This is a genomic window from Archangium sp., assembly GCF_036389735.1.
Taxonomy (GTDB): Bacteria; Myxococcota; Myxococcia; order Myxococcales; family Myxococcaceae; genus Archangium.
The window spans coordinates 1-6,997 of sequence record NZ_DASVWK010000517.1; the positions used below are offsets into that span (position 1 = coordinate 1).

Annotated in this window: 9 protein-coding genes; 5 read left to right on the forward strand and 4 right to left on the reverse strand. The window is 71.6% G+C overall.

Annotated elements, in window-relative coordinates; genetic code table 11:
* Positions 1-201 precede the first annotated feature (201 nt).
* Positions 202-837: an SRPBCC family protein gene (locus tag VF794_RS18080; RefSeq protein ID WP_331112064.1), complete on the reverse strand. Its 636-nt coding sequence runs from the start codon at positions 835-837 to the stop codon at positions 202-204.
* 112 nt (positions 838-949) lie between these two features.
* Between VF794_RS18080 and VF794_RS18085 the strand changes: the two genes are divergently transcribed.
* Positions 950-2,446, forward strand: a complete 1,497-nt coding sequence (locus VF794_RS18085; protein ID WP_331112065.1) for an HAD-IG family 5'-nucleotidase — start codon at positions 950-952, stop codon at positions 2,444-2,446.
* A gap of 16 nt (positions 2,447-2,462) precedes the next feature.
* Here VF794_RS18085 and VF794_RS18090 read toward each other — a convergent pair whose 3' ends face one another.
* Entirely contained in the window at positions 2,463-2,915 is a 453-nt protein-coding gene (locus VF794_RS18090) for a DUF2267 domain-containing protein (RefSeq protein WP_331112066.1), read from the reverse strand.
* Between the two features lie 159 nt (positions 2,916-3,074).
* Between VF794_RS18090 and VF794_RS18095 the strand changes: the two genes are divergently transcribed.
* The 4 genes from VF794_RS18095 to VF794_RS18110 all read left to right on the forward strand — a co-directional run bounded on the left by VF794_RS18095 (position 3,075) and on the right by VF794_RS18110 (position 5,271).
* Positions 3,075-3,584 carry a hypothetical protein gene (locus tag VF794_RS18095; RefSeq protein WP_331112067.1) on the forward strand — a complete coding sequence of 170 codons (510 nt, stop codon included), beginning with the start codon at positions 3,075-3,077 and terminating at the stop codon, positions 3,582-3,584.
* A 61-nt stretch (positions 3,585-3,645) separates the two neighbouring features.
* Positions 3,646-4,317 (forward strand): hypothetical protein, encoded by a 672-nt coding sequence (locus tag VF794_RS18100; protein ID WP_331112068.1) that lies wholly within the window; start codon positions 3,646-3,648, stop codon positions 4,315-4,317.
* Between the two features lie 115 nt (positions 4,318-4,432).
* Complete coding sequence (locus tag VF794_RS18105) at positions 4,433-4,684, forward strand: hypothetical protein (protein ID WP_331112069.1); 252 nt, start codon at positions 4,433-4,435, stop codon at positions 4,682-4,684.
* 83 nt (positions 4,685-4,767) lie between these two features.
* Entirely contained in the window at positions 4,768-5,271 is a 504-nt protein-coding gene (locus tag VF794_RS18110) for a hypothetical protein (protein WP_331112070.1), read from the forward strand.
* Here the strand turns inward: VF794_RS18110 and VF794_RS18115 are convergent.
* Together VF794_RS18115 and VF794_RS18120 are read right to left on the reverse strand one after the other, a co-directional pair.
* A complete protein-coding gene (locus VF794_RS18115) occupies positions 5,222-6,382 on the reverse strand; it encodes a S1 family peptidase (RefSeq protein ID WP_331112071.1) in 1,161 nt (386 codons plus the stop codon). The two genes, VF794_RS18110 and VF794_RS18115, sit on opposite strands and share 50 nt — an antisense overlap.
* Positions 6,383-6,398: 16 nt before the next feature.
* Positions 6,399-6,997: hypothetical protein (locus VF794_RS18120; RefSeq protein ID WP_331112072.1), on the reverse strand; the 599-nt coding region annotated here is incomplete at its 5' end.

Below are 6,997 nucleotides of genomic sequence, written 5' to 3' on the forward strand. Positions count from 1 at the left end.
ACCGGCGGCGTCCTGGACCTGGTCAAGGGCCTGATGAGCTCGCGCAAGGGCGACGCGTCCCCCGCCGCCCAGGGCGACAAGTACAACCTGGCCCAGTTCGCGGCGTTCAAGGCCGCCAGCCTGCTGCGCGCCGCCTGATCGGCCCGCTTCCGCTTCACTTCAAGGGGTGCACGCTCTCGGGCGTGCGCCCCTTTTTCTTTCTCAGTGCGCCGAGGCCCGCGCCGAGCCCAGCTTCTGGGCGCGCTTCTCCACCGCGCGCACCGTGTCCATCACCGCGCCCTTCTCGCCCAGCCCGGCCAGGAAGCCGGGAATGGAGCCGCCGGGCTCCACGGTGAAGCGGTAGGTGAAGGCCACCCGGCCCTCGCCCTTGGGGGCGAAGTGCCAGCTGCCCTCGTTGCGGTGCAGCCGCACCACGCCGTCACGCTCCGGCAGCGCCTTGCCCTGTGCCACCCAGCGCTGGCGGAACAACCCCGTCCCGTCCTCGGCCAGCAACTGCTCGTCCACCACCCGCAGCACGTAGTCCCGGTTGGAGATGACGGGGAAGTCCAGGCGCGTGTACGTCAGCCGGCCGTCCGGCTCGGTGGCCAGCAGCTTCGACTCCGTCACGTACGGCATCCAGAAGCGGAAGCTCTCATGGTCGCGCAGCGCCGTCTGCACGTCGCGGATGTTGGCGGCCAGCTCCCCCTCGGCCCACACCTCGCGGCCCCCGGGGACGTCCGCCCGCTCGCGCACGCGGATGACCACCTCGCCCGTCGCGACCGTCTTCCACTCCTCGGCGCCAACGCCACCCGCCGCCAGCATCCACACCAGGGCCGTCAGGCCCGGCAGGTTCCGCATGTTCGCCTCCCCTCACTCGAGGCGGGTCCCGGCCGGCTCCCCGCCCACCACCAACACCCTCACCACCAGAAGCATCGACTTTTGGTACCGGCCAGGGCACGAAGGTAGCCATATGAGCGGCTATCTGGCAGCCCCCCCTCCCGAGCGCGGCCTCTTCTGCAATCGCACCCTGAACATGAGGGCCATCAAGGCCATCGGTTATGACATGGACTACACGCTCATCCACTACAAAGTGGAAGCGTGGGAGCAGCGCGCCTATGAGCATATGAGAAATCGGCTCGTGGCCCTGGGCTGGCCCGTCGCGCACCTCACATTCGATCCGATGCTGGCCATGCGCGGCCTCATCATCGACACCGAGAAGGGAAACCTCCTCAAGGCCAACCGCTTCGGCTTCGTGAAGAAGGCGCTCCACGGCACCCGGTCGATGGACTTCGAGACCCAGCGCAACGAGTACGCCCGCACCATCATCGACCTGGCCGACCGCCGCTGGGTGTTCCTCAACACCCTCTTCTCGCTCTCCGAGGCGTGCCTCTACGCCCAGGTGGTGGACCTGCTGGATGCCGGCAAGCTCCCCGGCCCCATGGGCTACACCGATGTCTACGAGCACGTGCGCCGCAGCCTCGACGCCACCCACATGGAGGGCGCGCTCAAGGCGGAGATCATCGCCGACCCGGCCCGCTACCTCATCCAGGATCCGGACACGACACTGGCCCTGCTGGACCAGAAGAACGCGGGCAAGAAGCTGCTGCTCATCACCAACAGCGAGTGGGCCTACACCCTGCCCATGATGCACGCCGCGGTGGACCCCTACCTCCCCCAGGGGATGACGTGGCGCGAGCTCTTCGACGTGGTCATCGTCAGCGCGCGCAAGCCCGAGTTCTTCACCACGCGCTCCTCCCTCTTCGAGGTGGTGACGGCGCCGGGCCACGAGGGCCTCCTGCGTCCGCACTCGGGGCCACTCAAGGCGGGAGTGCCCTACTTCGGCGGCAGCGCCACCGAGGTGGAGCGCTTCCTCGGCATGAGCGGGGATGAAATCCTCTACGTGGGCGACCACATGTTCGGCGACGTGCACGTCACCAAGAACGTGCTGCGCTGGCGCACCGCCCTCATCCTGCGCGAGCTGGAGGACGAGATTCGCGCCATCAGTGCCTTCCGGGCCACCGAGGTGCGGCTCGCCGAGAAGATGGTGGAGAAGGAGCGCCTGGAGGCCGAGTCCTGCCAGCTGCGCCTGGAGATTCAGCGGCGCCGGCAGGGCTATGGTCCCCGCGAGGCCTCGACTCCCGACGAGCAGCTCCACACCCGGGTGTTCGAGCTGCGCACCCAGTTGGAGGCGCTCGACGCCGAAATCGGCCCCCTGGCCCGCGCCGCCAGCGAGCTGGCCAACCCCATCTGGGGGCTCCTCACCCGGGCGGGCAACGACAAGAGCCACCTGGCGCGACAGGTGGAGCGCTACTCGGACATCTACACGTCGCGGGTGAGCAACTTCCTCTTCGCCACGCCCTTCGTGTACCTGCGCAGCCCGCGCGGCAGCCTTCCGCACGACCCGAGCCTCCCCGGAGGCACGCCCGTGTTCCCCGCCGGTGTCGGCGGGGACGGAGGCGCCACCTAGGCCGGGCGCGGGGGCACTACTGCGTGCGCCGCCACAGGTCCTGAAGCTCGCGGGGGAGGTTGCTCTCCACGTCATCGGCCTCCCCGTCCGAGATGTGCTCGCGCAGCCCCTGGAAGACGGCGCGCACCAGCCCCTCCACCTCGGAGGCGTCCTTGCGCAGATCCTCGGCCACCACGCGCAGGAAGTCGTCCCGGCTCTTGCCGTAGACGCGCCCGGGTTGCTGCCCCTCCTTGGGCAGGAACTCCACCAGCTTGCGCGGCAGCTGCGCCGTCAGATCCTTCGCCTCCCCGGGTTGGATGCGGTGCAGCAGTGCGTTGATGACCGACACCGCCGCACATTCCGCCAGTCCTGGCTCCAACTTCCCCACCTCGCACAGGTGCTGGATGAAGGCGGCATAGCTGCGGCCGAGGTGGGAGTCGTGCCGCTTCTCACCGCGGCTCTGGGGGGGTTGGGTAGGGGTGTCGGCCATGGCCCGCTCCTGGAGGATCGTTTCCAGGAAGGTGGGCATGGCCCCGGGAGTGGGGGGAGCGGATCTCCGAGGAGGGGCCAGCTTCCCTACCTGGTGAGCAGGCAGGTGACCGAGCTGATCGGCAAGGCATGTCAGACCCCACTAGTATGAGTAGTACCCGTGAGCCACTCGACCAACAAAGGCGCGTTGCGAGTCCTGGAGCAGGGGAAGCTTCTCGACGGGACGGACCCGAAGCAGGGCCGGTCCGAGAGCGGACGGAAGAAACGCGCCCGCAAGACCGGAGCGGAGCCCATGGGCTTCGCCGCGGCGCTGGCGTTGGTGGTGAAGCTCGGCCGGGAGCGGGCCAAGGAAGTGGGGAAGACGGCGCTGTCGCGCTGCCCCCGCTGCGGCCACGTGGGGCCGACGCAGCAGGACTTCGGCACGCGCGTCATCCGAGGCGAGCGCCGCCCCCAGTCCTGGTGCCGCAGCTGCCGCAAGACGAACCTGCCGCCGCTCAAGGCCCTGCCGAACACCTCGGGCCGCGCGCTGAAGGCCACGCTGGTGGAGACGGCGAACGAGCCGTCCGCCAAGGCCGGGCGCCCGGCGGCCCCCGCGGCCTCGGCCGCCCCCGCGGACGGCTGGCTGTTTCCGCCGGAGATGCTCGCGCGCGGCAAGCGCCGCGCTTCCTGAAAGCGGAGAGGTCCGAGCGACCGGCCCCCCCGAGGGGAACGCGCGGTCTATGCTGGGAGCAATGAACGACGCGCTGTTCTCCTCGGAACTCGAGCCGGCCGATACCCGGTACCTGTGGCGGCTGTGGCTCGCCGACCTGTTGGATCTGGCCACGTCGGCGCTGGTGGGCTGGGGCGCGCTGCGCATGCTGGACGTGGACCGCACGCCGCGCGCGCTGGTGGTGGCCGGGGCGGTGACGTGGGTGCTGCTGTCGCTGGCCGGCGGGCTGAGCGGGTGGACGCTGTGGCGCGGCGTGGTGGGCCTGCGGCTGGTGGACGAGAGCAGCGCCGTGCCGGGCCCGGGGCTCGGCCTCGCGAGGGCCTTCGTGGTGCCGGTGGACCTGCCGCTCGCGCCCATCCTCCAGCGGCGCCATGGCGACCGGCTGCTGAAGGTACAGCCGGAGGCGGTGGCGCCGCTGTCGCGCAAGTGGCAGCGCGGCCTGGGCTGGCAGGGCGTGTGGCTGGCGCTGGCGCTCGCCTCGGTGTGGTTCGTGGTGATGCCCACCCGGCGCGAGGCGCTCGGCTACCTCAAGCGGCTGGATGGGTGGCGGTGCTGCCACGCGAGGACGGTGCCCTCCGCCTTCCAGTGCTCGACGTCGCTGTCGCGCGTGGTGCGCGAGGCCAAGGGCGGGGACGCGCAAGCCCAGGCGCTGGTGGCGGATTGCCCGCGCGCCGCGGCCGAATCGGGGCGCTGAAGCGACGCGTGCATGCAAGCAAGGGAGAGGGCGGGGGGATGGAAAAACCGCCCGGGCGTCCTTACCTCCGATCTCAGGAGGCCACTACATGGCAGTGAGGACTCGGGAAGCAGGCGTGAAGAACAAGAGGCGGGTGGCGGACGTTGATGTGACGCTGCCCAACCGGCAGGCTCCGGGAGTCGCCAAGGGGAAGAAGACGGTGCCCCGCGACCAGGCCGCGGCCCTGCGTCGCCAGAAGCTGATGCGCAAGGCCACCCCCGGCCCGGCCATGACGGAGCCGGTGGGACTCGGGCCCGCGACCACCGAAGTGCGGCCCGGCAAGAAGACCGCCAGCCGCCGCAAGACCAAGCGCGGCAACGCGCTGTAGCCCTCGCGGTCCAACCGACAACCGATGGACCGGCCCCCTGGTCATTCGGGCCGGTCATCCCAATCCTACATGGGGGAGGTCCCATGCCAGAGAAGACGAGACAGGCGCGTACCAAGCGCGCCAAGGCCAAGGGTACGACCGTGACGTTGAAGGCCAGCGACACCGGCGACGTTCCCGCTGGCAAGAGTGCCCACGCGCTCAAGAAGAGCCGCGGCATCCTCGCCCGCGCCAAGGTCACCGACCGCACCGTCAGCCAGCGTCGCCCGCCCGGCCAGGGCAGGACGGCGCAGAGCCAGAAGCTGCCCGTGCCGGAGACCGGCAGCAGCACCTCGCGCCGCAGGACGATTCCGGACGAGGCCGCCGCCACCTACCGCCACGACATGCGCCGCAAGACGGTGGCCACCGAGCCCGCCGCCGCCTACCGCAGCGCGGAGCGCCCCAAGAATCCGCGCAACGAGGCGGAGGAGCGTCACCAGGCACGCAGCAAGCGTGGCTCGCCCGTGCAGGGCCGCAAGAAGGCCCCCAGCGAGATGGGCATCACCCGCAGCGGCGGCCCGCGCAAGCGCCTGCCCATCCACGGCGGCTGAGCCACCCGGCCAGCACCAGCCACGTCCACGCGCCCGGGCCCACGGCCGGAGCGCCCGCGCAGCCACCCACCTCCTCGGGCACCACCGTCTGCCCGCAGGGGGTGAAGCACCGGCACGCGTCCTCGCCCTCGGGCGCCAGGCGCGCGCACACGCTCCCGGCTCCGCACTGCGCGTCCCGCGTGCACGTGGCCCCGTAATCGCCCTCCTGTAATGCGTGCAGGAGGCAGCGGCCCGGCCCCTCCTCCGTCACCGCGACGCAGGAGAGTTCCCCGGGGCACTCCACGTCGCGCGTGCACGGGGCTCCGCACAGGGCCTCGGGCGCGAGCACCGGGCCCGGTGTTTCCGGCGCCTCGGCGAGGAAGGGCTTCACGAAGTCCTCGAGCAGTGCCTCCACCCGGACGTTGACGGCGTCCGTGCGGCACGCCACGTCACCGCTCGCCGTCACGCCCGCGAGCACCTCGCGCCCGTCCGCGCCTCGCACCAGCACCGGCCCGCCGCTGTCACCCACACAGCTCATCGCCGGCGCCGGCCCGGCGTGGAAGGCGCTCGGCTCCACCCGCGTCACCCGGAGCATTCCCTGGCGTCGACGGCCCGCGGGCGCGGTGGCGTCCTTCGTATCGCCGAAGCCCACCACGCGCGCCAGGCTGTCCGGGGCCAGGGTGCCCCAGCCCGGCTCGGGCAACGGCAGTGGCGGCACCTCCACCCGTGAGGCCAGCCGCAGCAGCGCCGCGTCGTACGCGTGCGTCGAGGGTTCGTAGCGGGGATGGCGCACCGCTCGCGTCACCCGGACGAAGCGCCCGCCCGGCCGTGGTTCCGGCAGCAGCCACTCCCCGAGGAAGACTTCGTGATCGCCCTGCGTGCCGAACACGTCCAGACAGTGCGCCGCCGTCAGCACCACGTCCGGGGCGATCAGCGAGCCCGTGCACAGCAGCGTCAGCGAGTCTTCCTCACACCGCGTCCGGCGCGCGAGCAGCGCCACCACCGCCGCGTCCTCCGGAGCCTCCGTGCCTCCGATCACCGCGTCCGCTCGGGTGCTCGGGTGCGTTGGGTCCGCAATGGGCGCGCAGGCGCACAGGGCCAGCACGGTGAGGAGGACGGTGGCTCGGTGCACGGGGGGGTGGGTTGCTCTACTCCGCGGGCTCCTGGCGCGCCGCTTCCGCCAACGCCTCCGTCTCCTCGCGCAGCGTGATCAGCCTCGCTCGGTGCCGGGTGAGCTGCACCTCCAGCCGCTTCGCCTCCGCCGCGTCTCCTCGCTGCTCCGCCGCCAGTCGCTCCTGCTCCAGCCGCTCCACGTCCCGAACCAGAAGCTCCGTGACGCGCACCATCTTCTTGTGCTTCCACGCCGCCGTCTGCGGCTTCTCCGGCTCGATGGGGTCGTTCTGCTGCGGCGGCGGGTTCTCCACCTCGGGCTCCGGCACCACGTCCCCCGGTTGGATGGGCACCACCGTCGCCCGGCGCCCCTCCACCACCACCTCCGTCTGGGCCTTCACCGGCTCGGGCGTCGCCGGCACGGGGGCGGGCGACACGGGCTCCGGCTCGGGCGACACCGGGGCCGCCGTCACGGGCGACACCGGCGCCGCCGGGGCCACCTCGGGCTCCGGCGCGAGCAGGAGGAAGCGCACCGCCAGCGCGGCCCCCAGCAGCAGGGTCGCGGCGAGCGGTGCGATGACACGGACTCTGGACTTCATCGTGGCCTCACAGGCGTAGCTTCCAACCGTCCGGGTGC